Annotated in this window: 25 protein-coding genes and 1 tRNA gene; 5 read left to right on the plus strand and 21 right to left on the minus strand. The window is 68.2% G+C overall.

Annotation, left to right across the window (positions count from 1 at the left end; translation table 11 throughout):
* Position 1: 1 nt before the first annotated feature.
* The 3 genes from VHC63_13215 to VHC63_13225 form a co-directional block, all read right to left on the minus strand.
* On the minus strand, positions 2-586 hold the full coding sequence (locus tag VHC63_13215; GenBank protein ID HVV37563.1) for a DUF433 domain-containing protein: 585 nt from the start codon (positions 584-586) through the stop codon (positions 2-4).
* Positions 587-828: 242 nt separating this feature from the next.
* Positions 829-902: transfer RNA gene (locus tag VHC63_13220), tRNA-Gly, on the minus strand.
* 90 nt (positions 903-992) lie between these two features.
* On the minus strand, positions 993-1,829 hold the full coding sequence (locus VHC63_13225) for a phytanoyl-CoA dioxygenase family protein (GenBank protein ID HVV37564.1): 837 nt from the start codon (positions 1,827-1,829) through the stop codon (positions 993-995).
* 36 nt (positions 1,830-1,865) lie between these two features.
* Here VHC63_13225 and VHC63_13230 point away from each other — a divergent pair, with 36 nt between their 5' ends.
* Both VHC63_13230 and dcd read left to right on the plus strand, forming a co-directional pair.
* Complete coding sequence (locus tag VHC63_13230; protein ID HVV37565.1) at positions 1,866-2,828, plus strand: zinc-binding alcohol dehydrogenase family protein; 963 nt, start codon at positions 1,866-1,868, stop codon at positions 2,826-2,828.
* A gap of 9 nt (positions 2,829-2,837) precedes the next feature.
* On the plus strand, positions 2,838-3,404 hold the full coding sequence (dcd, locus tag VHC63_13235) for a dCTP deaminase (protein HVV37566.1): 567 nt from the start codon (positions 2,838-2,840) through the stop codon (positions 3,402-3,404).
* Positions 3,405-3,408: 4 nt separating this feature from the next.
* On the opposite strand, the gene VHC63_13240 is transcribed toward dcd, so the two are convergent.
* Both VHC63_13240 and VHC63_13245 read right to left on the minus strand, forming a co-directional pair.
* On the minus strand, positions 3,409-5,598 hold the full coding sequence (locus VHC63_13240) for a heterodisulfide reductase-related iron-sulfur binding cluster (protein HVV37567.1): 2,190 nt from the start codon (positions 5,596-5,598) through the stop codon (positions 3,409-3,411).
* A gap of 52 nt (positions 5,599-5,650) precedes the next feature.
* Positions 5,651-6,070, minus strand: a complete 420-nt coding sequence (locus VHC63_13245) for a cyclic nucleotide-binding domain-containing protein (protein HVV37568.1) — start codon at positions 6,068-6,070, stop codon at positions 5,651-5,653.
* Positions 6,071-6,173: 103 nt separating this feature from the next.
* Between VHC63_13245 and VHC63_13250 the strand changes: the two genes are divergently transcribed.
* Positions 6,174-6,722 (plus strand): helix-turn-helix domain-containing protein, encoded by a 549-nt coding sequence (locus VHC63_13250; GenBank protein HVV37569.1) that lies wholly within the window; start codon positions 6,174-6,176, stop codon positions 6,720-6,722.
* Here the strand turns inward: VHC63_13250 and gpmA are convergent.
* Positions 6,719-7,405, minus strand: a complete 687-nt coding sequence (gene gpmA, locus VHC63_13255; protein HVV37570.1) for a 2,3-diphosphoglycerate-dependent phosphoglycerate mutase — start codon at positions 7,403-7,405, stop codon at positions 6,719-6,721. The two genes, VHC63_13250 and gpmA, sit on opposite strands and share 4 nt — an antisense overlap.
* A 37-nt stretch (positions 7,406-7,442) precedes the next feature.
* Between gpmA and VHC63_13260 the strand changes: the two genes are divergently transcribed.
* Positions 7,443-9,275: a serine/threonine-protein kinase gene (locus VHC63_13260; protein HVV37571.1), complete on the plus strand. Its 1,833-nt coding sequence runs from the start codon at positions 7,443-7,445 to the stop codon at positions 9,273-9,275.
* Complete coding sequence (locus tag VHC63_13265) at positions 9,272-11,125, plus strand: FHA domain-containing protein (protein ID HVV37572.1); 1,854 nt, start codon at positions 9,272-9,274, stop codon at positions 11,123-11,125. The genes VHC63_13260 and VHC63_13265 overlap by 4 nt, the downstream gene beginning before the upstream one ends.
* A gap of 248 nt (positions 11,126-11,373) precedes the next feature.
* On the opposite strand, the gene VHC63_13270 is transcribed toward VHC63_13265, so the two are convergent.
* The 15 genes from VHC63_13270 to VHC63_13340 form a co-directional block, all read right to left on the minus strand.
* Positions 11,374-11,592 carry a hypothetical protein gene (locus tag VHC63_13270; GenBank protein HVV37573.1) on the minus strand — a complete coding sequence of 73 codons (219 nt, stop codon included), beginning with the start codon at positions 11,590-11,592 and terminating at the stop codon, positions 11,374-11,376.
* Positions 11,589-12,020 carry a hypothetical protein gene (locus VHC63_13275; protein HVV37574.1) on the minus strand — a complete coding sequence of 144 codons (432 nt, stop codon included), beginning with the start codon at positions 12,018-12,020 and terminating at the stop codon, positions 11,589-11,591. The genes VHC63_13270 and VHC63_13275 overlap by 4 nt, the downstream gene beginning before the upstream one ends.
* A complete protein-coding gene (locus tag VHC63_13280; protein HVV37575.1) occupies positions 12,017-12,337 on the minus strand; it encodes a hypothetical protein in 321 nt (106 codons plus the stop codon). Before VHC63_13280 ends, VHC63_13275 begins: the two co-directional genes overlap by 4 nt.
* A 6-nt stretch (positions 12,338-12,343) precedes the next feature.
* Positions 12,344-12,562: a hypothetical protein gene (locus tag VHC63_13285; GenBank protein ID HVV37576.1), complete on the minus strand. Its 219-nt coding sequence runs from the start codon at positions 12,560-12,562 to the stop codon at positions 12,344-12,346.
* 59 nt (positions 12,563-12,621) lie between these two features.
* Positions 12,622-13,311, minus strand: coding sequence for a peptidoglycan-binding protein (locus tag VHC63_13290; GenBank protein ID HVV37577.1), 690 nt, complete (start codon positions 13,309-13,311; stop codon positions 12,622-12,624).
* 49 nt (positions 13,312-13,360) lie between these two features.
* On the minus strand, positions 13,361-13,858 hold the full coding sequence (locus VHC63_13295) for a hypothetical protein (GenBank protein HVV37578.1): 498 nt from the start codon (positions 13,856-13,858) through the stop codon (positions 13,361-13,363).
* A 15-nt stretch (positions 13,859-13,873) separates the two neighbouring features.
* The gene (locus tag VHC63_13300; protein ID HVV37579.1) at positions 13,874-16,564 is read right to left on the minus strand and encodes a LamG domain-containing protein; all 2,691 of its coding nucleotides are present in this window, start codon (positions 16,562-16,564) and stop codon (positions 13,874-13,876) included.
* Positions 16,565-16,597: 33 nt separating this feature from the next.
* Positions 16,598-17,062 (minus strand): hypothetical protein, encoded by a 465-nt coding sequence (locus tag VHC63_13305; protein ID HVV37580.1) that lies wholly within the window; start codon positions 17,060-17,062, stop codon positions 16,598-16,600.
* A 4-nt stretch (positions 17,063-17,066) separates the two neighbouring features.
* A complete protein-coding gene (locus tag VHC63_13310) occupies positions 17,067-17,318 on the minus strand; it encodes a hypothetical protein (GenBank protein ID HVV37581.1) in 252 nt (83 codons plus the stop codon).
* Positions 17,319-17,580: 262 nt separating this feature from the next.
* The gene (locus VHC63_13315; GenBank protein HVV37582.1) at positions 17,581-19,368 is read right to left on the minus strand and encodes a phage tail tape measure protein; all 1,788 of its coding nucleotides are present in this window, start codon (positions 19,366-19,368) and stop codon (positions 17,581-17,583) included.
* Positions 19,369-19,508: 140 nt separating this feature from the next.
* Positions 19,509-19,835: a hypothetical protein gene (locus tag VHC63_13320; GenBank protein HVV37583.1), complete on the minus strand. Its 327-nt coding sequence runs from the start codon at positions 19,833-19,835 to the stop codon at positions 19,509-19,511.
* A gap of 35 nt (positions 19,836-19,870) precedes the next feature.
* Positions 19,871-20,290 carry a hypothetical protein gene (locus tag VHC63_13325; GenBank protein ID HVV37584.1) on the minus strand — a complete coding sequence of 140 codons (420 nt, stop codon included), beginning with the start codon at positions 20,288-20,290 and terminating at the stop codon, positions 19,871-19,873.
* 2 nt (positions 20,291-20,292) lie between these two features.
* The gene (locus VHC63_13330) at positions 20,293-21,237 is read right to left on the minus strand and encodes a phage tail tube protein (protein HVV37585.1); all 945 of its coding nucleotides are present in this window, start codon (positions 21,235-21,237) and stop codon (positions 20,293-20,295) included.
* Complete coding sequence (locus VHC63_13335; protein HVV37586.1) at positions 21,237-21,479, minus strand: hypothetical protein; 243 nt, start codon at positions 21,477-21,479, stop codon at positions 21,237-21,239. Before VHC63_13335 ends, VHC63_13330 begins: the two co-directional genes overlap by 1 nt.
* 16 nt (positions 21,480-21,495) lie before the next feature.
* Positions 21,496-21,927 (minus strand): hypothetical protein, encoded by a 432-nt coding sequence (locus VHC63_13340; GenBank protein HVV37587.1) that lies wholly within the window; start codon positions 21,925-21,927, stop codon positions 21,496-21,498.
* Between the last annotated feature and the right edge of the window lie 7 nt (positions 21,928-21,934).

The raw sequence follows: 21,934 nt of genomic DNA on the forward strand, positions 1-21,934 counted from the left end.
CTTACGCCGCGGGTCGCAGCTTCGATTCGAGTTCTATGGCATCCCTGACCTGAAGCTTGTTCAAGCCGGGATACAAGTCGGCAATTTCGCCGGCGCTTAGTCCGCGATCGTGTTGGAGCGTCCAAACGTTCGCTGTCGTGATGCGGGTCGTAGCGATGCAGGGCTCGCCGGCCATAACGAGCGGCAGGATCGATGTGTATTCCGATGGCCTGACGAGGTTGGGCCCCCACATCGGCTTGCCAACGTCTGGCAGCTCCTGCGCGAAATCGAAGACACTCATCAAGGCGCCAAGCCCCTCCATGATCTGGTCGCCGGTCGCTCGATCGAACTGCTCGTCTTCGATCAGCAGCGCCCGGTGATCGCCGCGCAGTACCGGTAGCGCGTCGTCCGACGCTGTCTCGAGCAAGCTTCGGACGAGGTCCACGTGACGGGAAGCGTTGGCGGGCGTCTGCCCTGCGCCTCGGAGCCATACGAACAAACGGACCAGCACGAGATCGCGATACGACCATTGCTTCGGGCGGAGATCGTTGAAGTCCGGCACGAACACGCGCTTCTGCGCCCAGTCGTGGAGCGTGCGCTGTGGCACGCCGGCCAAGTGGGCGGCGCGCTCGTACGTGTATCGGCCGACAGGACGACGTAGTGCCCTCGCGAGGCTACGAAGCTCGCGCTCGGACGGCTCAGGAGGTGGCGGCACGCATACATGTTCGCACTCCGAAACGCGCAGTGCATCAACCGAACTCGTTTTCGCGGATGTGCCATGAAAGTGCCATCGCTGCTCGGCACGTCGAGTCGCTGCCACCTCGGCGCCGCCGTGACCAGCGGAAAATTTGGAGCGGGTGACGGGAATCGAACCCGCGTTCTCAGCTTGGGAAGCTGATGTTCTGCCTCTGAACTACACCCGCGTGGAGCGACGATCCTAACGGTCAGCACCGTGTGCGGAGTTGTCCGGCCGAAGACCCGACGAACTCCGCACACGCCCCCTCGGCGTGGCGTCAGGTACCGACGGCGAAGCCGAAGGGGTTGGCGAACTCGGGACGGACCGCGGCGATGGGGTCGCGCAGGTCGTCGATGTAGCCGAGCGCGAACGCTCCCTTCTGGTATCCCATGAGCCGCAGCAGTTGCTCGTCGAGGGTGGCGGCGCACTCGCGCGATACGGCCAGGTACTGGTTCTCCTCCTGACGCAGCCACCCGCGGTTGTAGGTGATGTTGACGCCGATGCGCGTTTCGTCGTCGGTCACGTTGGCGCCCCCGCCGTGGTACACCGCGCCCGTGTAGATGACGACGGAGCCGGCGCGCATCACCGCGCCGACGGTGTCGCTTTGTTCGAGCCGCAGGTCGTTCTCGGCGTGGTTCGAGCCGACGGCGACGCGGGTCGCACCGTTCTGTTCGGTGAAGTCGGTGATCGCCCAGATCGTGTTGCACTGCACCTCGTAGCCGGGCGGGAACGCGAAGAAGTCGAAGGCCCACTGGTCGCGGTGGATGACCTGCGCCGGGCTGTTGGGGCCGATGCAGATCGCCTGTGTGAGGTGTAGCTGCACGGCCGACGCGTCCGCCAGCAGCAGCTTGGCCACCTCGAGCACCAGTGGGTGGGTGACGAGGGGTCGGGTGGCGGGGGCGCGCTCGATCAGCGCACCGAAGCGTCGCGTGTTCAGCCCACTGAACTCCTCGACCCCCGGCGCGGTCGTCGCCAGCGGTTGCGCCAGTTCGGCGCGCAACGTGGCGATCGTCGCGTCGTCGAGGACGTCGTCGATTATGACGGCGCCGTCGCGCACGAGAACCGCGTGCACGTCGACCGCGGTTGCCGTCGGTGCAAAGTGTTCGAGTCCCATGACGACATGATGGCCTGCACCCGTAAGGTGGCGCCCATGAAAGCCGCCGTCTATTACAAGAACGGTCCACCCGAAGTGCTCCAGTACGAGGACGTTCCCGACCCCGTGGTCACGCCCGGCAGCGTGCTGATCAAGGTCGAGGCGGTGTCGATCGAAGGCGGCGACACGCTCAACCGTCTCGGCGGTCCGCTGCTGTCCACTCCCCACATCGTGGGCTACCAGGCGGCGGGCACGATCGTGGAAGTGGCCGACGATGTCACCGATCGCAAGGTGGGCGACCGCGTCGTGGCGACGAGCTTCAACGGCTCGCACGCCGAGTTGTTCTGCGTGCCGAGCCAGATCACCTGGACGATCCCCGACGGCGCCGACGTCGTGGCGTGTGCCTGCGTGCCCGTCGCCTTCGGCACGGCGCACGACTGCCTCTTCGAGTTCGGCCACCTCACCGAAGGCGAGACCGTGCTCGTGCAGGCGGGCGCCGGCGGCGTCGGCATGGCGGCGATCCAGCTCGCCAAGCGCGCCGGGGCGACGGTCATCGCCACGGCCAGCTCGCTCGCACGCCTCGAGCCGCTGACCAAGCTCGGCCTCGACCACCCGATCGACTACTCGCAGGACAGCTGGGTCGACGACGTGCGCGCCCTCACGAATGGCCGCGGCGTCGACCTCGTCGTGGACTCGGTCGGCGGCGCCACGCTCCAGAAGTCGGTCGCCTGCCTCGCCTACCGCGGCCGGGCGATCACCGTCGGCAGCGCCGGACGCGACTTCACCCCCTTCGACGCCGGCGTGCTCGGCATGAACAACCAGTCGCTCACCGGCGTGTTCCTCGGCGCCGAGATCGCCACCGAGCGCGCCCAGCGCATGATCCAGGACCTCGTCGACGACGTCGCCGCCGGCCGCCTCACCGTGCTCGTCGACCGCACCTTCCCCCTCGCCGAAGCCGCGGCGGCGCACGCCTTTATCGAGAGCCGCCAAGCAGTGGGCCGCGTCGTCCTCATCCCGTAGGCTCTCCGAATGGTCCTGTCTGACCGCTCCATCCGCGAGGCCATCGACGCCGGGCGCATCGTCATCGACCCGCTGGGCGACGACTGCATTCAGCCGTCGTCGGTCGACCTGCACCTCGACAACCTGTTTCGCGTCTTTCTCAACCACACGATGGATGTGATCGACGTGAAGGCGGACCAAGAGGACCTCACCGAACTGGTCAAGGTGCCCGAGGATCAGTACTTCGTGCTGCACCCCGGCGAGTTCGTGCTCGGTTCGACTTCCGAACTCGTCGGCGTCCCCGACGATCTCGTCGCCCGCATCGAGGGCAAGTCGAGCCTCGGTCGTGTCGGGCTGCTGGTGCACGCCACGGCCGGCTTCGTCGACGCCGGCTTCAACGGCTACCTCACCCTCGAGCTGTCCAACGTGGCCAACCTGCCGATCCGGCTGTACCCCGGCATGAAGATCGGCCAGGTCAGCTTCTTCCAGATGACGACGCCGGCGGACAACCCGTACGGCTCGAAGTCAGTCGGCTCGAAGTATCAGGGCCAGCGCGGGCCCACGCCGTCGCGCTTCTTCGAGAACTTCAAGAAGTAGAAGCTCAGGAAATCGACCCGCCGCGTTCCAGCGCGTCGAGGAGATGCATCGAGATGTCGGCCACGACGACGTCGTCGCGCCCGTGTTCCTTCACGCCGTCGTCGATCATGATGTAACAGAACGGACAGGCGGTGGCCACGCGTGAGGCTCCGGTGGCCAACAGTTCGCGCGACCGCTCGGTGTTGACCTTGGTTCCGACGTGTTCTTCCATCCACATGCGGGCGCCGCCGGCGCCGCAGCACATGCCGCGGTTGCCGTTGCGCGGCGCCTCGACGATGTCGACACCCTTGAGCGAGCCGATGACGCGGCGCGGCGCCTCGTACACGTCGTTGTGGCGGCCGAGGTAGCAGCTGTCGTGGTACACGACGCGCTCGTCGAGCGACGCGCCGGACATGTCGAGCTTGCCGGTGTCGATGAGGTACTCGAGGAACTGGCTGTGGTGGACGACTTCGTAGGTACCGCCCAGCTGCGGGTACTCGTTGGCCAGCGTGTTGAAGCAGTGCGGGCACTGCGTGATGATCTTCTTGACGCCCATGCCGTTGAGCGTCTCGACGTTGGCGCCCGCCAACATCTGGAACAGGTACTCGTTGCCCGAACGGCGCGCCGGGTCACCGGTGCACTGCTCGGAGGGGCCGAGGATCGAGAACGACACGCCGGCGCGCTGGAGCAGCTTGGCCGTGGCCTGCGTGACCTTCTTGTTCTTGTCGTCGAAGGAACCGGCGCAGCCGACCCAGTACAGGTACTCGGCCTCGATGGGCGACGAGCCGTCGATGATGTCGATGCCGACGAGACCCTTCGCCCAGTCGGCGCGCTCGTTCTGGTTCATCGACCACGGATTGGCCTGGTTCTCCATGGCGCGGTAGGCGTTGCCCAATTCGGCGGGGAAGTCGGACTCCATCAGCGACAGGTAGCGCCGCATGTCGAGGATCTTGTCGAGGATCTCGATGTTGACCGGGCAGATGTCGTCGCACGCCTTGCACGACGTGCACGCCCAGATCTCTTCCGACGAGATGCGCTCGAACACCGAGTCGGACTTGACCGTCAGCTCGACATCCTGGCCCACGACCGGCGACACCGAACCCGACGGGTGCGTCGCCGCCATCACGTGGCCGACTTTCAGCACGATCTCGCGGGGGTCGAGCGGCTTGCCCGTGGCGTGCGCCGGGCACACCGACGTGCAGCGCCCGCACACCGTGCAGGCGTCGGTGTCGAGGAGCTGCTTCCACGTGAAGTCCTCGATCACGTTGGCGCCGAAACTCTCGAGGCTCGTCTCCATCATGTTGGGCAGCGGCTTCATCGCGCCCTTGGGGCGGTCGCGGTCCGACAGGTACATGTTCATCGGCGAGGTGAACATGTGGCGCAGCTTGGTCGTCGGGATCAGCACGAGGAAGGCGACGAACGCGGAGGCGTGCAGCATCCAGAACGTCTGGTGCCAGCCGTGCATGTGGGTGTTGTTCTGGAACCAGTACGAGACGGGGTAGCCGACGACCGACCACTTCTCGAACGCCGGCCGACCGACGATGGCGATGCGGAACCCTTCGACGAGGAAGCCGCCGACGCCGATGAGCAGGAACAGGCCGAGGATGACGTAGTCCTCGGGACGCGTCTTGATGCGCACGCGATAGACGCGCTGGACGAAGCGGCGGTAGATCGCCCAGCTGATGCCGATGATGAACAGCACGCCGGCGATATCGGCGCCGAATGACAGTGCTTGATAGGCCCGGCCGTGCAGGAACTTGAGCGACTTCGGCGCCTGCTCGTTGAAGATGACGAGGTTCGTGACCGCGAACAGCACGAGGAACGGGAAGTAGATCAGGCTGTGCATCAGCCCTGCCGCGCCGTCGCGCAGCAGCGTGCGCATCCACACCCCAGAGCGGAACGCCTCGATGCGCTGCTTGGCGTTCTTCGGCGTCGTCTTGCGCCGGTCAGGCTGGCCCCGCTCCCAGTTCTGCGCCCGCAGGGAGAACAGGTAGCCGACGCAGAGGAAGGCGACGGTCAAGACGCCGTAGAAGATGCCCTTGACCGGCGAGGGGATGTTCAGGAAGTCGTGCCGGCTGACGGGGGAGTCGTCGTGGAAGTGGAAGATCGCCGACGCCGTACCGGCGGCGAAGGTGAGCACGGCCCAGCCGACGCCGAGGAGGAGCGCGATGTGGCTCGGGCGGAGGCGGCGCGACGGCTTCTGCGATTCGGCCATGCGTTGCAACTTAGTGAACGCCGCTCGCAGGAGCGGAGTTCAAGACGTGCGGCTAGTTGCTGCCCATGTCGGCTTCGGCCAAGCGGGCGGCCATCGCCGCCAACAGCTTGTGGGCCAAGCCGGGGATGCTGTCGAGCACACCGGAGAATTCGCGCTGGCCGAGGACCAGCAGCGTCGTCTCGCCGCGGGCCGTGACCGTGGCGTTGCGCGGGCCACGATGCAGCAGCGCCAGCTCGCCGAAGTACTGGCCCGGGCCGAGCCCGTTGAGCTTCTTGCCCTTGCGCTTCACGTCCACACCACCGCTGAGCACGAGATAGAACTCGTGGCCCGGGTCGCCTTCCTTACACAGCACCGCGCCGTCGGGAACTGTCACTTCGTCGGACGCGCGCCCGATCGTCGTCAGTTCCTTCTTGGAGCACGCCGAGAACAGCCGCACTCGTGCGAGTTGATCAAGCTTCGTGTCTTTCGCCACTTTGTCCAGCCTCCCCTTGGCACGTTGAGCGAACAATAAGCGCGTCGCGAGCCTTCACGGCGGCGAAATGTCCCTGCAATGTTTCGTCTCTACGTTTTGCACCGTGGACGTAGTGCTCTTGCGATGGCCCGCGGAGGCGGCGCGGCGCGAGCACCTCGTCGAGATCGGCCAGGCGCGCCTGCTGCTCGTCGAGGACGGTGCCATGCCGCCCGAGGCCGTCGACTGCGTCGAGGACTGGATTCGCGTCCCCGCGTCCGAACTCGACCTGCGGGCGCGGCTGACGGCGCTCGAAGTGCGCGCCCGGCATCACTCCGTCACCACGCCGAGCCTCGACGGCGACGGCGTGCTGCGCTTCGGCCCCGGCTGGGTGCCCCTGCCACCGGTCGAGGCTCGCCTCACCGCCACGCTCGTCGACCGCTTCGGCGCGGTCGTCTCCCGTGACGCGCTGGCGTCGGCCGGCTGGCCCGACGGCGCCGCCGGCCGCAACGCCCTCGACGTCCACGTGCTGCGCCTGCGCCGCCGCGTCGGACCCCTCGGCCTGTCGATCAAAACCGTTCGTTCTCGGGGCTACCTGATGGAGGCCCTCGAACCACTTCATGCGGGTTATGGGACAACGGGGTCCCATAACCCGCAGAAAGTCGCCGGCGGCTAGAGGTAGGCCTCGGACTTGACCGTGTAGTCGTCGTTCATCTCGAAGACCCACGGCTTGCCCGTCGGGATCTCGAGCGAGGGGATCTCGGCGTCGCTGATGTTGAGGAGGTGCTTCACCAGGGCGCGCAGCGAGTTGCCGTGGGCGGCGACGAGCACCGTCTTGTTCTCGTGCAGCTGCGGGACGATGGCGTCGTACCAGTACGGCAGCACCCGCACGAGCACGTCGGCCAGGCACTCGGTCGCCGGCAGCAGCTCGGGGGCGACATCGGCGTAACGGAGGTCGTTGATCGGGTGGTGCGGCGAGTCCGTGGCCACGGGGGGCGGCGGCACGTCGTAGCTGCGGCGCCACAGCAGGAACTGCTCGGTGCCGTGCTTGTCCTCCGTCTCCTTCTTATTAAGGCCCTGGAGCGCGCCGTAGTGGCGTTCGTTGAGCCGCCAGTGCCGGTGGACGGGGATCCACTCGCGGTCGCAGGCGTCGAGGGCGAGGTTGCAGGTGGTGATCGCCCGCCGCAGTAAAGAGGTGTGGGCGACGTCGGGCAGCAGCCCGGCGGCCGCCAGCGCCTTGCCCCCGTCGACGGCCTCGGCGCGGCCTTGTTCCGTTATGTCCGGGTCTTGCCATCCCGTGAACACGTTGAGCAGGTTCCACTCGCTCTGGCCGTGCCGGACCAACACCAAAGTACCCATGGCATTGCAACGTAGCGGCCCGTAGAGTCCGCACGAAGTGGCGTGGAAGTTGGGGCCTTACCGCGTGGAGGACAAGCCGTTCGCCGCCGGGGCGACCGCCGAAGTCTTCGCGGCCCGAAAGGGCCGGACGGGCGAGCGCGTCGCGCTGAAGGTGCTGCCGCTGCGGACGTTCCGCGAGCGCGCCGCCGCTGAGGCGGAGGTCGGCCGGATCGACCACCCCCGGCTCATGACCGTGCACGACTCCGTCGTCGACGAGCGGCGTGGCGTCGTCGGCCTCGTGATGGACCTCGCCAACGAAGGTGACCTGCGCAACGCCCTGCGCGGCGCCGGCGCGCCGACGCCCATCGAGATGGTGCAGATCACCGACGACGTGCTGGCGGCGCTCGAAGCGCTCCACGCCGTCGGGCTTGTCCATCGCGACATCAAACCCGAGAACATCATGCTCGAGCGCGTCGACGGGGTTCTCCGAGCGCGCCTGGGCGACATGGGCATCGTGCGCCCGATCGACCGCACCCGCAGCACCGGTTCCGTCCTCGGCACCGACCTCTACATCGCGCCCGAAGTGCACGACGGCGGGGCGCCGTCGGCGGCTGCCGACCTGTGGGCCGTCGGTTACGTGCTGTACGAGGGCCTCTTCGGGGCGCCACCCCACGCCCACGCCAAGACGGCGTACCAGGCGATCGGCCTGCTGCGCGCCGAAGGTCCGAACCGACCGCCGAACGTTCCCGACGCGATTTGGAACGTGGTGGCGGCGCTGCTCTCGCCGTTGCCTGACAGACGGCCCGAGTCGGCACGCGCCGCCCGGGCCCTGCTCGACTCGGCCCGGCCCGCCGCCGAGAACGCGTCGATCGCGCTTGACGCTCCGCCCGACCTCGCGGGCGCGGCGCGCCGGCAGGGCACGCGCCGCCGCTCGACGGGACGCGCCGCCGACGGCTTCGTTCGCCCGACGCCGCGCTACGAGCGCAACTCCACGGTGGCGCGTGTTCTCGCCGGCGCGGCGATGATCGCGCTCGTCGTCGGTGGCCTGGCGTGGGCCGGTGGTCGCGACCGCTTCACGTTGCTGGGCAACGCGCCCGAGACGATCGGCGCCGTGCGCTCACTCACACCGCTGCCACCCGAGTCCAACACAATCGTGCCGACGCAGTATCAGTGGCGCCTGAAGCAGGGCACGCTCACCGGCCGTTTGGACGTGACGAATCCGTCGAACCAGCCGACGTTGGCCACCGAGATACCAGAGTTGTTCCCCCAGAGCGCCGTGCGCGGCAACGTGCTCGCTCTCGTCGGTCACGACGAGCCGGTCCAAAGGCAGAGCGACGGTTCGGTGCTCGTGCACTTCGACGTGCCGCCGATCGCGCCGCATCAACACCACGTCGTCGCCTTTCGTATGTCGGTTCCGACATCGGTGAGTGACGCCGTGCTGTTGGCGCGACTGGTGCGCGACCGCCAGGCCGCGATCTCACGCCACGCGCTGGCGCTCAGCGACGCGCCGACGTTGGCGTCGGTGTCCCTCGACCTTGTACCGGCGTCGGTCACCGTCGGCCAGCGCGCCGTCGCGAACGTGCACGGCGCCACTCCCTACGGCCAGGACGCGCCGGCGGCGTTGCTCAAGGACGCGCAACTGCAGGTCATCGGGAGCACGGGCATCGTGCGCGTCGACGGCTTGAGCGTCGTGGGCGTCGCCCCCGGTGCGGTGGTCGTGCGCGTGATTGTCGGCAATCTGCATGCCGACACGCCGGTAACCGTCGTCGCGGCGCCCGTCACCACTCCGAAGACCACGACCGTGCCGCGCGTCCACCGTGTGCCCACGACCGAGACGACGCTGATCGAGGAGGAGGAACCTCCTCCGCCGCCGCGGGATTACTCGGTGTGAGCAGCTTCGACGTCGCGCTGCTGATCGTGACCGACGCGGGCGAACGACCCGTCGTCGCCACCGTGTCCGATCACACGCTCGTCGCCGATCTGGCGGCCGCCGCCAGCGGTTCGGCTTCCGTGCCCCTCGCCCGTCTCGGCGAACGCCTCGATCCGGCGGCCACGCTGGCCGACGCCGGCGTTTGTGCCGGCGACACTCTGCGAGTCGGTGAGTCGGTGGTCGGTGACTGGAAGCGGCTCGGCCCGGAACTCCGGGTGATCGGTGGCGTCGATGCCGGGCAGCGCCGGCGCATTACTGAAGGCACGCTGGTCGTGGGACGCGACGCCGCCGCCGACTTCGTCCTGTCGTCCCTCGGCGTCTCGCGGCGCCATGCCGAACTGCACTGGACCGGCGCCGAAGTCGTCGTGCGTGACCTGGGTTCGCGCCACGGCACGTTCGTCGACGGCGAACGGATCCCGCCGGGCGACGCGCTCGCCGTCGCTCCGTACGCCGCCATAGAAGTCGGAGACAGCGTGCTCACTGTGGCCGCGGGCCCCGAGCCGGCGCCGGTCGTCGAGCGCGGCAGGTTCCGGTTGGCGAAGACCGACAACGCGCCGCGTCGGTCGTACGCCCCCTTCGTCATGCCCAGCGCCGGGGCGATTGCGTTCGCCGCGGCCGCCGGTGGTGCGCCACTACCGGTCACCCTGGCGGCGACGCCGGCAGCGCTGCTCGCCGGATTCGGCGTCGACCGGGTCTTGGCGCGCCGGGCCCAACGGCGCCTCGACGACGCGCACACCGCCCGTCTCGCGTCGATCGGCGCCGACATGCGCCTCGAAGCGAACGCGGTGGCGCGCGCGGGACGAGCGTTGCATCCGGATCCGGCGGCCCTACTCAGCCTCCTGGAGCGACGGAGCGCGTCGTTGTGGTCGCGGCCGGGCGACGATCTCGTGGTGCGCGTCGGGTTGGATGCCGACGCGCACGCGGTGGCGGTCGACGCCGACGACGCCGACGCCAAGGTTTTGGCTCCGGCGGGCGTCGCCCATGCCGTACCGATCACCGTGGCGTGCGACGGCGAGCCGCTCGCCGTCATCGGGCCCGAGCCGTTTCTCGACGACCTGTTCACGTGGCTCGTCGTGCAGGCCGCGGTCGCGCTGCGCCCCGACGACGTCGAGTTGCTGGTCGCCAGCGACGATCTCGACCGGTGGGCGTGGACGGCGCTGTTGCCGCACGCGCGCGCCCAAGTGGTCGTGTCCTCAGGTGCCGTGGCGAGCGGACTGCCGAGCGCCGAGCGCGCCCGCCGCCTCGTCGTGCTCGATCGCGTGCCGGCCGTGGCCACCGGTCCGAACGACGTCGTGTTGTTCCGGCACGAGACGAACGGCGGCCGTCACGGCGACGGCGTCGTCATCCGCGCGACGCGCCCGACTCGGGTGAGCGTCTCGACGCGGCACGCGGCGTCGTCGGCGGTGTTGGCGGACGTACCGGCGGCCGCTTCGGGCTACGCACTCTCGGTTGCGATGCATCTCGCAGCGCTCGGCGGCCACCGCCGCGGACGAAACGCCCTGCCGGCGCGGGTTCGTTTACCCGACATCGTGCCGGCGGTGACCAACGCCGCGGCGATCGCTCGCGGCTGGCGCCGCGCCGTCGACCCGGTGGTGGCAGTCGTCGGTGCCGACGAACACGGCCCAGTGGCGGTGACGCTCGCCGGCGCGGCGAGCCACATGCTCGTCGCCGGCACCACGGGCGCGGGCAAGACCCGCCTGCTCGAAACGCTCGCGCTCGGCCTCGCCGCCAACTACTCGCCGAGCGCCCTCAACCTCATGACGATCGACTTCAAGGGTGGCAACGAGCTCGCCGGGGCAACGCGGCGCTAACACCACATCTCTGCGGACGCGAAGAAAGCGCCTCTCGACGTGTGGCCCGAAGGCCCTCACGCGAGAGGCGCAATCTTCTGTCGATCGTCGCTGGGGGTCGACGTCGACAAAGCCGGTGCCGTCACAAGCCGGCGCCGACCTTCAGCTCAGCCGGGCCACCTTTCCCGGAGCATCCCGACCGGTAACCGAGGCGCCCTTCACCCGCACAGCAACGGGCTAGGCCTGAGCTAGGAGGTGGTGGTCGTAATTCACGACTCGGGCGGGTTGTTGGCCGGCGCCGCGTAGGTGCCGACGCCCAGCAGGATCGACACGACGATCGCCACGTGCGCGACGTCGAGGACGTGGCCGTGCACGAACGGCAGCGACGCCAACGCCGCGACGCTCGTGACGGCGTGCGGGACGAGCTTCCAGCGTCGGCCGAGCCACGCGCCGACGCGGATCGACAGAGGGGCGGTCTTGCGGGTCATCGTGCCTCCAAGGCTTGAGCGCGGTAGTGCGCGTCTTCGGACTGCTTCGTGCAGGGCCGCGGCGCCCGATCCGAGTACTCCTTGCGCACCGCGGCCTCTTGCTCGGCGAGGAACGGGGCGATCTGCGCCTCCTGCGCGGGGGTCGGTCTGATGCCCTGCGCGTCGAACGACCGGAAGATGAAGGACTTCCACGATTCGCGTTCCTTCTGGATCGCCTTTGCGAGCTCGTCGTTGTCGCGGAGGCACTCGCGGTGCCGGGCCTCGGAGCGAGCCTGGATGATCGCGCGATCGTTGGCGCGCAACGACAGGTAGCCGGCGGCGAACACCGCGCACATGCCGACGACGATCACGACAAGCAAGGCGACGACGATCTTGAGCAGCCGGACCGGGTCCGGCGCCTTCTTCGGGGCCGTGTACGGAGACGTCACGTCGATTCCTTTCTCTTGAGACGGCGCAGCTCGGCCTCGAGCTCGGCGCAACGGGCGCGCGCGGCGTCACGGTCCGCCTCCGCCTTCAGCCGGGCGTCGCGTTCCTTGTCGAGCTCCTCGCTGATGCGTTCGATGTCGCGGTCCTGGCGCTGCGACAACTTGTCGAGCCCGTCGATCGCCACCGCGGCGGCGTTCGTCTTGTTCTTCGCCATCTCCACGTTCTTCGTGGCACGACCGGCGATCCACGCGCCAACAGCCGCCGCAGCGACGAGGCCCACGAGACCGACGACAGCAACAGCAAACGATTCGCCGGCCACAGGCGATTACTCCTTCGGAAGTCGCGCGAGCACCTCGTCGCTCTTGTCCTTGAGCCCGGTGGCGATCGTCACGAGCTCGTCAGCGGTGCGCTGCAGCTTGCGGATGGCCAACACGAGCGCAGCGAGCGGCAACAGCACCAGCACGACGGCGAGGCCGACGCTGAGACGAGTCCAACCTGACGACGCGACGAACAGCGCGCCGGCCAACACGCATGCGGTCTTCATGTGAGCGGTCCTCCCGGTCTGCCCCGACCCGCACCGACTTCGAACACCGAGACCGCCCGTCACCGAGCGATCGGAGCCGCCCACGCGGCCTTCCACGTCACCGGCCCCACGACGCCGTCGACGTGAAGCCCGATCTGCCGTTGGAACTGCGCGCACACAGACTCAGACTTCGGGCCGTAGGCGCCGTCGACGCTGATCGACCAGCCACGGTGATGCATCTGCGACTGCCACTCGTGCACGTCGGCACCGTGCATCGGGTTCCGCAGGTAGCGGCCCGGCCACCCCGGCACCGGCGACGACGGCGCGCCCGAAGGCACCGGCGCCGCAGGCGGCGCCGAGTAGGTGAGCCCCGGCACGAGCCCGGCGTGCGTCCACGGCCTGCCGTTGGCGCCCCAGTTCCCGACGCCGTACGCCTTACCTCTGGCTTCGATCGTCGAGCCGTTGCCGAGCGACACCGCGACGTGATGCTCGCTGCCTGTCTGGATGAACAGCAGCGCGCCCTGCGTTGCGATGCCCTCGGCGACCGAGATCTCGGTGCCGTGCGACTTGCAGAACGCGAGCTGGGCGGCGGACCCGTCCGGCATCGGCGTGCCGACGCGGAACGTGCCCCACTGGACGAGCTCCGAGCAATCGAACGGGTCGCCGTGCGCCTTCGGGTCGGGATCGTTGAGGTTCACCTCGGCGCCGTAGACGTAGCGGTCGCCGGCCTCGTGTTGGCAGAGCGCGACGAAGTCAGCCGCATAGGGCATGGGCATCTCCTTCAGGGACGGCGCGGCCGGCGGCCGCGGGTTGTTGCGGTTACGAGATCTCGAGCACGCCGGTGAAGATGAGCTCGTCGGACGTGGCCCACGTGACGGGCGACGTGGCACCGACAGAGCTGGCGCCGTTCGAGATGGCCTCGATGTGTGTGCCGCTGGCGATCACGAACGCGGAGAGCACGTAGTTGTTGCCGGTCGACGCGTCGTAGCCCTTCGCAGAGAGAGCCTGCACGCTGCCGACCGTCGTCACGCCCGGCGGCAAGTCGAAGAAGTACGACCCGGTCCCGAACGTCGTCGTGGACCCGGCGACCCACCGGACGCGGACGTACAGCGTCTTGCCGAGCTTCTTGTAGGCGCCGGAGAGCGTGCCGTTGCCGAGCGAGGGCGCGGTGCCCGACGTCGACCATGTCGGCGTGTACGCCGTCCACGCGGAGCCGATCTCGGCGAAGTTCGAGTTGATCAGGTCAAGCCAGGCCGTCGGAACGACGACGCCGGTCGTCGGGTCGTGCGTCGCTGCCGGGTTGGCGTCGTATGCCATCTGAGAACCTTCCGCCTAGTAGCCGGGCCGGGTCGAGACGCCCGCCGCCGAGACACCGGCGATCCAATACGGCTCGCCGGTCGTGTCGAACGGCACCGGGGCGCAGAAGAACACCGTCGAGAGCCCGGAGTCCTTGTTCCACCGCTGCTCGATCCCGATGATCCAGCCGTCGTAGGAACGGGTGCCGCCGTAGGTGGGCCGCCACTTGACGGTGATCCGGTCGTTGAGCTTGCGGGCGAACACGTGCGCCCACGCCGGGTGCGTCGACTTGCGCGGCTCGAGCGTGACCGACCGGACACGGCGGTGCCGGTCCTTCTTCTCGGTGACGACACGCTGGGCCCGGTACAGGCTCTCGTCGTCGGTCTGATACAGCAGTCCCGTCTCCGAGAAACTGCGCTTCCGATACGTCGTTTTGCTCGCCGCGTCCTCGGCCGGCACGGCGTCGCCGCCGGCGCGCTGCATCGTGGAGTAGTTCACGATGCGGTCGTCGGCGAGAGCGATGCGTGCCGGCGGGATCTCGGCGCCGCCGCCGTCGCCGATCGTCACCTGCGACGTCACCGACGCCGCCGCCGTCCACCGGTACTGGCGGTTAATGAACCGGACCTTCCCGCCGTCCTGATGGTCGATGTACACCGAGCCGTTCTCAGTCTTGGCGATCGCCAGCATCGCCGACCAGGCGTCGCCACCGATGCTGGCGGCCTGCATCGTCGTGTTCCCCGTCGCGATGTTGCGCTGAGTCGACGAGTAGCCGATCAGGTCGAGGATCCGGCCGAGCCGAGTCGACGTGAGATCGCCGGCCCACGGCGTCGTGCCGGCCGACCTGTGTGCGGACACGCGGGCGCTCGACAGCGCCGACGTGTACAGCGCGAGCTCGTCGACGACGCCGGTGAGATACCTCGTCGGCGACGTGCCGGTCAGTTCGCCGGCGGCGACCTTCACCGGCTTGGCGGGCCACGTGACAGAGCCAGGCGCGCCGCTCGTCAACGTCTTGCCCTCGACGCCGTCGACATAAAGGCTCGTCGTCGCCCCGGCCTGCGTGATCACGATGTGATGCGTCGCGCCGTCGAACACCGCGGCCGTCGACTGGTACTCGCAGAACACGCCCGAGGCGGTGTCCTCGTACCGGTACTGCAAGTGCTGGTCCCCGGGCGCCACCATGCGGAGCTGAATGCCGTCGTAGACGGTCCCGATCTGGAGCAGGAACCGGGTGATCGAGGCGTCGCTGTTGGCGTTGACCCACAACTCGAGCGTGAAGTTCGCGCCCAACGTGATCGAACCGGTCACCGCGTCGTCGACGCCGTCGAAGTGGACCGCGGCGTTGTCGTCGTTCACGATGAGCCCGGCGCCGCTGTTCGCCGGCGCCGTACCGGCGTAGGTGCCGGCGTTCCCGTTGCCCGACGCGTCCGCGGCCGTCGAGCCGGACGACTCGCCGAGACGCCACCACAGCGCCGGTGTGTCCGCCGCGACCTCCGTCGCGTACGCCGACGACACCAGGTCGGTGTTCGAGAAGAACTCGGTGACGTCGACCAAGTGGACGTTCACGACCGAGTCGGGGAACTGCGACGCCTCGACCTGGAAACCGTCCTGCGACACCTGGCCGTAGAACACGTCGGTGTTCGCCGTCGTGGTGCCGCCAAGGATCCGGAACCATGTGCCGGGCAGAAGCTTGCCGAAGTACGTGCCCGACGTGTTGTCGGGGTCGAACAGGCCGGCCGAGTTGTCGAGCAACAGGTCGCCGGTGCCGGCGCCGGGCTGCGTGAACTCGTCCTCGGTGCCCCACTTCGTCGACCAGGCGAACGTTTTCAACGTGATGTCGACCCAGTCACCCGACGACGGCACCGCCGATGACGCGATACCGGGAGCGAACTGGATGAGATGCGCCGGATACGAGCCGTTCCCGGGCGTGGTGACCGTCGAGATCGCCGGCGCCTGCGTCGCCAACACGATCGCGGCGGCGGACGGGGTGACGGTGGTGCCGCTGACGATCGTCGGCGATTGCGGCGCCAACACCACCGCGGCCTCGGACGGCGTGACCGTCGTGCCGGTCGTCGCCGCCTTCAGCTCGATACCGATACCCAACGACTGGATCGACGTCGACCACGACGCATCCACGGACGTGTCGTTGTCGCTACGCCACTGGGATTCGAGGGCGGTCGCGGGTCCGCCGCCGGCGATGTCGCCGAGCTTCGTGAACCCGGTTCCCTGCGTCGTCGACTCGTTGGCGAGATGAGCGAACGCGCCGTACGTGCCGTTGTCGACCGAACCGAACGCGGCGAGCGTGACCGTCGCCGACGTCGCAGCCGAGAAGCCGCCACCGCCACCGCCGGACCCGGCGACGGCCTGCACGATCGCGTTCGACCCGTTCGTGCCGCCGGTGTCGCATCCGGAGAAGTCGTCAACAGACCACGAACACGACGTCTGCGTGACGCCACCGAAATCGATGACGATCGCCGCGGGCGTCGGCGACGCCGGCGCGACGCCCCGGAAGATCGTGAGGCGGCTCGTCGCGCGGACGTCGGTCGAGACCTGCGTCCATGTCGTGACGCCGCCGCCCGAAATCGTCGGCGTGTCCGGCGTCGTCGCCTTGCTGTTGAGGACCGCGACGAGGATCAGGTCGTTACCGGTCGGTGACACCGACGCCGTCGAAAACGACGACGCGTCCGTCGAGTCGCGGCTCGCGGTGAGGTTCGTCGCTGCGATCGTCATGCGAACTCCGTCACGGCCGCCAGGCCCGCTCGATTAGGCGTAGTCGAGGGTGAAGATGCCGTTCGCGTTCCACTGGATCGTGAACGTGCCGCCCGTCACCGAGAAGTCGGCGCCGAACGTGATCGCGACGATGCCCGGCTTCGCGGTCGGCGAAGCGATCGTGTCGTCGTAGACGAGCACGCCGCGCACACTGCTGAACGTCGCCGACGCCCACGACAGATCATTCGCGTCGAAGTTCAGCTGCGTCGCCACCGGCGAAGCCACGACCACAGTCAGACCGGACAGCGCGGCCCCGCCGGCCGAATAGCCCGTACCCGACACCTCGTTGGCATTGAACGGCGCCGCCGCGTACGCCGTGTTGGTGTCGAAGTTCGGCGTCGTCAGCGAGTTCGTAAACAGCGCGGCCTTGATCGAGTCGCTGTCGAGATCGACGGCGGTCGTGTTCTTCAGGATGTCGCGCAGCGTGAGCCCGAACGCTCCGCTTGCATTAAACGCCATGCCTTTAGCCCTCGCCCTCGTTCACGGCCGCCTCGAGGCCGGCGGCGACCACGTAGTCGCGGATCTCCCGCCAGTAGCGGCGAGAGGCGTGCAACGCCTCACACGCCGAGTCGTAGGCGTCGTGCTGCTCCCGGGTGACCTCGCCGCCGCCGTCGACGACAGCCTTCGTGGCGTCGTACGCGGCGTACAGGTCGATGACACCAGGCAACGACTCCGCCCCCACCGGCGCGCTCGGCGGCCGTTCCGAATCAGACATCGACACTCCTAACCTCTGATCGCTTTGCCCTGCACACGGGTGTGCTCGGCGAACACGGTGGCGTCCTGGCGCCCGTCCCAATGCTCGGTACGCACCCCCGCAACACCCGGCTTGTCCTCACGCGCGACCGGCGTCGACCGCGACGAACCCGGCCCCGAACCCATCCGACGAAACGCCGAGCTCGGCCGCCCCACACCAACACGGCGCTTCCACTCCTCAGGCGTCTCCGGCCTGTCCGGCTTCACCGACATCGCTTCCCCCTCTACGGCTTCAGGTACGCGCCGCGGCCGTTACCGATAGCGCCACCATGAGCGAAGTGGTACTCGAGGCCCTGGACTACGGCGGCCGCGACGTCACGCTCGGTCGCCAATACCTGACCCGTTTGGACGATCACGGTCAGATCGCCGCGACTGCCGCCAGCCGGCTGGCCAACGACATCGAGCGGTGAACGCGAGGACGTGCCGTCGAGGTCATCGTTCGAGACGACGTACTCGCCGCCATGCGCCAGGATCACCTGAGGCGCGCCCTTCGGGCCGGGCACGAAACCGCCCTTGGCGAACGCGTGCAAGCGACGGCCAGAGTTGTCAGCCTGAACCAGGTTGACCTGGACCGTCTTGTCCTTGATCCCGCCGAGAGCACGATTCACGTCGTCACGGAACTGGTCGAACTTCGACGCGGCATCCTTCAGCTTCGGCCCGATGCCCGGCACCCAGCCGAACGCCGACGCAGCCGCGTGGATGATCGTGCCGACCATGCCGAGGATCTGATCGGCGACGAACCTGACGCCGGTCAGGAACGCGTTCTTGATCGTGTCCCAGTTCTTCGCGATCACGACGGCGAGCAGCGCGACGGCGGCACCGACAGCGACGAACGGGATGGCGTCGAGCGCGATACCGAACGCTGCCGCGCCCACGGCGCCCTCGGCGAACAACGGTCCGATCACCGCGGCGGCGACGCTAAGCCCGCCAAGGACCGTGATGAGGCCGCCGCCGAGAACGATCGCCTGTTGCATGCCGGGACTCAGTTTCGAGAACGCGTCCGCGCCGGCACCGATTGCGTTGAAAAGCTTCGTCGCTAGCGGCTCGGCGGCGACGAAGACTTGGTTCTTGATTTTCGTCCACTTCTCGCTGAAGTCTTCGGTGTCGGCTCCGGCCTTGCGGATGGTGTCCTTGCCGGACGTGATGCTCTTGAGCATGTCGTCGTAGGACAACTTGCCGGAGCGGATCAGACCGGCGAACTTCGTGCCTGCCTTGGTGCCGAAGACTTCCATCGCGTCGCCGGCGGCCTTCGTGTCGTTCGGAGCGTTCTTGATCGTCGCGAACGTGTCGGCGAGGAACTGTTGCGCCGGCACACCGTCCTTCGCTGCGGCCGCCAGTGCCTTACCGAGTGCGGGGATCACGTCGGACGTCGAGAGGCCTTCCTTGCCAAGCGTCGCGACGAGAGCGGTCGTTTCGCCGATCGTGAAGTGGAACTGGCTGAGCGTCGTCTGAGAATCAGCCACCTGCGACGCGAGATCTGAAAAGGCGACGCCAGACTGCTGCGACGCGCGGAACATCTCGTTGAGGATCGCCGGAGCATCCGCGGCCCGGACTCCGAACACGTTCAGCGCGTCGGTGGCGGACTGCATATTTGCCTGAAGATCGGTGCCGGTGATGCGGGACAGCTCGAGGAACTGCTCGGAGAGGCCGCGGCCCGTCTTGCCGGTCGCGTCCATCTTCTGCGCGACAAAAGCGACGGCGTCGCCGGCCGACTTGAAGTCGGTCGGGACGTCCTTCACCACGGTCTTGAAGTCGGCCTCGAGGCCTTTCAGCTTGTCGCCGGTCGCGCCGGTCGCGACGCGCAGGTGATCGTTGACGGCGTCGAAGTCCTCGCCGACCTTGTACAGAGCGCCGCCGATCGCGCCGATCGCGGCGCCGGCGCCGGCGGCGACGGTCGCGTACTTTGCGAAACCGGAGCCCGAGGTGCCGAGCCCGGCGACGACCTTGGACACGGCCTTCTCGAACGACGACGAGTCGCCGAGGAACTTGACGACAACCTCATTTGCGGCCATGCGTTTTCACCTCGATTCTCGGGCCTTGCGGCGGTATTCGTCGACCTGGAGCTTCAGGTCCTCCACCTCGGCGAACGTGAGGTGTTGCACTTCCCACGGCTTGACGCCGAACAGGTACGCAAAGAACGGCAGATACGACCTCAGCCGCCTTCGCTGTGTGAAGGGTCCTCGAGCTTCTCTGCGGACTCCTCCTCGTCGTCGCCGATCGGCTCGACGATGTCGAAGTTGATGGCGTCGGACACCGCCCGGAACGCCAGGCCCTTGCTGCTGCCGCGGCGACGGACGAGCCAGGCCAGGCCGGCGAACATGCGGGCACCTTTCGGACCGTCGCCGAGCAGGATGGCGTCGAGGTCAGGGCCGCCCTGGGCGAGGAGGTCGCCGACATCGCTGGCGGTGATGTCGGAAGGCGACACGCGGTAAGCGCCGGCGAACGGGCCGGACGTGACACGGAACGTGATGTCTGGCATTGAAGGATTCCCCTCGGTTCGTTTGGTGTGATGGGTCAGGTGAGATGGGCGCGGTCGAGCAGGTCGGCCATGCCCTCGTCGTAGGTCTCGAGCGCCTCGTCGCGGGTCGCGACGATCGCCGGGAAGATGATTCGGCCTTCGCGGATGAACGGGCGTTCCACGGACTTGTTTCGGCCGACGCGGCCGCCGAAGTCGATGAACCCGTAGTACGGGACGCGGGCGCCGCCACCCTTGATCGAGGCACCGCGCTGCTCGGCCCGCGCGACGAGCGACGCACGCAGCCGGCCGCTGAGCTCAGGGGCGCGGCCCTGTGCGTTGCGGGCGACGATCTCGGAGACCCGCTTGTGGAGTTGGCGGAGCTCGCGCGGCAACTCGTCGGACACCTGGCGCAGCGCCCGCTGCACCTCGATGAGGCCGACAACTCCGATGCCGTGCGCGCCGGCGTTGACCGCCACGGCTACGGCGTGGACTCGCCCGAGACGACCGTGACGGTGAGCGCGGTCGAGTCGGCGGCGGTGGCGACGAACTTGCCGGAAAGCGGCTGCTCGAGCACGTCCATGTTCGCCAGGTTCGGCATGCCCTTGTCGGACCGGATGTTGCCGGCGACGGTGACGGAGTCCGAGCCACGCGTGAACGCGAGGGACAGCGCGGCCTCGGTGCCGTTCACGATGCGGTTGAGCGCCGTGAGCGACTCGAACTCGCATTTGAGATCGAACGAATACTGGCGGCGGCCGTTCTCGAGCGGCTCGCTGATCGTCGAGTCACCGGTGAAGATCCGGTCGAGGTTGAACGCGTTGACACCCTTGATCGACCCGGACTTCACCTTCGCCGCCGACCCGCCGATCGTGATGGCGCCGTGCACGAACGACAACAGCTGAAGCCCCGACGTGTACGACGCCGACGCCAGCGCGGTGGCGGTCGTCTGGTCCTTGGCGACGACGGTGAACACGAGCTTCACGTGCTTGTTGACCTCGAAGCTGAGCTCCCAGTCGAGAATCTTCACGCCGTTCCACGTGAAGGGCTGCACGGTGCCGTCATCGGACGGACGGCCAGCCTGCACCGTCAGACCCTTGCCGGTCAGATCGCCCGGCGAGATGGTGTGCGTGTACGGCCCCGCGCCCGTCGTGACGACAGAGCCGAGCGCGTGCTTGAACAGCAGCGCAATGTTCTTCGTCGCCAGCTCGAGCGTGATCGGCCCCGTGACGCGCTTCGTGCCGCCGACCCAGTCGTCGGAGCGCAGGACGCGTTGCCCGGAACGGATCCCTTCCGACTCGATCCGCGCGATGTCGAGGTCAATGTTCTCGTCGAGCAGCTCGTAGAACCGCGTGACGGTGACCGCGGTCCCCCACGTCGACTCCTCGGCGACGCCGAGCTGACCGGAAATTCCCGAACCTGTAGCCACTACTTGCCCTCCTCGGACTTGTCAGCGGCCGCGGGCGCGGCCTTGACGGGGGTTTCGGCCGAAACGGACTTCGGCTTGCGGCCCGGCGTCGCGGCCTTCGCGCCGGCGGCGGCGGGCTCGGCGAGACCCTGATCGATGAGCGAGGCCGCGACGTCGTCGTCGACGTCGACGATCTGGCCGCGTTTCACCTCGAGCTGTGGGTCGGCGAGCCCGCGGGGCTCTGCAATCCAGCGAATCTTCATGACGGCGCTCCTCGATTCAGATCAGGCGGGCGTTGACTTCGACTTCGAACTCGATGACGCAGGCGGCGCCGTTCGTTGTCGGGTCGGCGAGCTCACGGAACTGGCCGGCGACGGCGTGCACGACACCGTCGACGTTCCCGAGGCTTGGGTCGTCGGCGAGGGTGTCCTCGATCTCCTGCAGCAGCACAAAGGCCCGCGTCTCGACGTCGGCGACATCTTCGGGTGCATCGCTCACCACGGAGACGACGAGCGTGAGCGCGTAGTTCTCGTCGCGCTGCTTGCGGCCGGCCTTGATGTTCGCGATCTCGTGACGGCCGGTGACGCGGTCGGTGTAGATCGCTTCGCGTTCGATGAAACTCTCGCCGGGGTAGCCCTGCGAGATCTGCACGCCTGCGAGCGCGCCGTTCGCCGAGAGAAGTGCGACGAGCGCGGCCTTGACAGCCGGCACGGTCGAC

The organism is Acidimicrobiales bacterium (assembly GCA_035546775.1).
In the GTDB taxonomy this organism is placed as follows: domain Bacteria; phylum Actinomycetota; class Acidimicrobiia; order Acidimicrobiales; family JACCXE01; genus JACCXE01.

Bases quoted from the DNA above. Each gene is read 5' to 3' on its own strand.
- VHC63_13225 (HVV37564.1), bottom strand. From the start codon at position 1,829: ATGGGACTCGAACACTTTGCACCGACGGCAACCGCGGTCGACGTGCAC.
- VHC63_13230 (HVV37565.1), top strand. From the start codon at position 1,866: ATGAAAGCCGCCGTCTATTACAAGAACGGTCCACCCGAAGTGCTCCAG.
- dcd (HVV37566.1), top strand. From the start codon at position 2,838: ATGGTCCTGTCTGACCGCTCCATCCGCGAGGCCATCGACGCCGGGCGC.
- VHC63_13240 (HVV37567.1), bottom strand. From the start codon at position 5,598: ATGGCCGAATCGCAGAAGCCGTCGCGCCGCCTCCGCCCGAGCCACATC.
- gpmA (HVV37570.1), bottom strand. From the start codon at position 7,405: ATGGGTACTTTGGTGTTGGTCCGGCACGGCCAGAGCGAGTGGAACCTG.
- VHC63_13270 (HVV37573.1), bottom strand. From the start codon at position 11,592: ATGACCCGCAAGACCGCCCCTCTGTCGATCCGCGTCGGCGCGTGGCTC.
- VHC63_13285 (HVV37576.1), bottom strand. From the start codon at position 12,562: ATGAAGACCGCATGCGTGTTGGCCGGCGCGCTGTTCGTCGCGTCGTCA.
- VHC63_13290 (HVV37577.1), bottom strand. From the start codon at position 13,311: ATGCCCTATGCGGCTGACTTCGTCGCGCTCTGCCAACACGAGGCCGGC.
- VHC63_13295 (HVV37578.1), bottom strand. From the start codon at position 13,858: ATGGCATACGACGCCAACCCGGCAGCGACGCACGACCCGACGACCGGC.
- VHC63_13300 (HVV37579.1), bottom strand. From the start codon at position 16,564: ATGACGATCGCAGCGACGAACCTCACCGCGAGCCGCGACTCGACGGAC.
- VHC63_13305 (HVV37580.1), bottom strand. From the start codon at position 17,062: ATGGCGTTTAATGCAAGCGGAGCGTTCGGGCTCACGCTGCGCGACATC.
- VHC63_13310 (HVV37581.1), bottom strand. From the start codon at position 17,318: ATGTCTGATTCGGAACGGCCGCCGAGCGCGCCGGTGGGGGCGGAGTCG.
- VHC63_13315 (HVV37582.1), bottom strand. From the start codon at position 19,368: ATGGCCGCAAATGAGGTTGTCGTCAAGTTCCTCGGCGACTCGTCGTCG.
- VHC63_13320 (HVV37583.1), bottom strand. From the start codon at position 19,835: ATGCCAGACATCACGTTCCGTGTCACGTCCGGCCCGTTCGCCGGCGCT.
- VHC63_13335 (HVV37586.1), bottom strand. From the start codon at position 21,479: ATGAAGATTCGCTGGATTGCAGAGCCCCGCGGGCTCGCCGACCCACAG.